Genomic DNA, 1,446 nt, shown 5'->3' on the forward strand with positions numbered 1-1,446 from the left:
TCGTCACCGGACCAACTCGCCGAGGACTTGCAACGACGCGACTTCACCGTCAACGCCATGGCGATGTCCCTGTCGGAGGGGACACTCCGGGATCCGCTAGGCGGACGCGAGGACCTCGACAGGAGAGTCTTGCGCCCCTGCAGCGCCACGAGCCTAAGCGACGATCCCGCCAGGATCTTCCGCGCCTTCCGCTTCGAGTGCGAAGGTTGGAGACTGGACAATACGGCTGAAAAGCTGATTTCCTCCCGCGACTGGTCAAGCGAGTTCATGCAGATCCCGGTGGAACGCTTCTCACAGGAGATGCTGAAGTCGCTTGTGAAAAGCGATCCCTGCCGATTCTTTCAAAGGATGTTGCAACTCGGGGTGGGGAGGGAATTTCTGCCGGAGATCTTCAGGATGGCGCAGGTTCCTGCGGGTCCGCTGCAGCACCATCCGGAAGGAGACCTGTTCACCCACTCGATGCAGGCGCTGGAGAGGATCTCGCTTCAGACTTCTGATCTGAAGGCCCGTTTCTGTGCGCTCTTCCATGACCTGGGGAAGCTGTCGACGCCGGCAGAGGAACATCCGAAGCATCATGGGCATGAGCTGGCGGGGGCCGCTGCCACCCAGGAATTCTGCAACAGGCTCCGCCTGCCGGCCAATCTGCGACGGGCTTTGCAGGCCACCTGCAGGTTCCACGGTAACGCCAACCGGTGGGAGGAGCTGAGGGAATCGACCAAGATCAAGGTTGCGTTGGGAGCGATGAAGGGAGGGATAGAAGGTTTCCTTCCGTTGGTTGTCGCTTCTGACAGTGGAGGGGTGATGCCGGGGTGGGAGGAGACCTTGGAGGTGGCTGCCCTTAATGCAGCGCAGCTGGGCATCCCGAAGGAGCTCTTCGCGGACCCTCTCTTCCCGCCGGAGAAGTGCCAGCAGCTCATCATGCAGCGGCGGGTGGAGGAGTTGAAGAGAGCGCTAAAAACGGTTAACAGGGATGGACAGGATAGACAGGATTAGCCCCTGACTCTGTTAAGAAGACCGGAGGCAGCTTTCGGCTTTCGACTTACGGGTTCAGGCGTACAGGCTTTACTCAATATATGCGTGCTTCGACAGGCTCAGCACGAACGGTTTCACCACATTCACCACATTCACCACATTCACCCTTCACCCTTCACCTTTCACCTTTCACCTTTCACGCCTTTATCCATCCCGATCTTCAGTATCGAACTGTCATAGATAGCTTCGAACATCTTCTCGATCTTGAAGAAGGCTGCCAGCACGGAGGGATCGAAGTGAGCCTGGGGATTTATTCTCTCATCCCCCTCCCGGAATATCCGCACAGCCTCCTCGTGGCTCATCGGCCCCTTGTAACTCCGCTTCGAGCGCAAAGCATCGTAGACGTCTGCGATCTTCACTATACGTCCGGCAATCGGGATTCTCTCGCCTTTGAGTCCCTTCGGATAACCCGTC

Annotated in this window: 2 protein-coding genes; one reads left to right on the forward strand and one right to left on the reverse strand. The window is 58.0% G+C overall.

All coding sequences use genetic code 11. The features are described 5' to 3' along the window. Nucleotides 1-993 (forward strand): HD domain-containing protein (locus AC11W3_RS17485; RefSeq protein ID WP_484093448.1); only part of this gene is annotated, 993 nt, incomplete at its 5' end. A gap of 161 nt (nucleotides 994-1,154) precedes the next feature. On the opposite strand, the gene AC11W3_RS17490 is transcribed toward AC11W3_RS17485, so the two are convergent. Then, nucleotides 1,155-1,446, reverse strand: a 292-nt coding sequence (locus tag AC11W3_RS17490; RefSeq protein ID WP_484093449.1) for an HD-GYP domain-containing protein, incomplete at its 5' end; no start/stop codon positions are given.

The sequence above is a fragment of the Geomonas sp. genome, assembly GCF_056994735.1.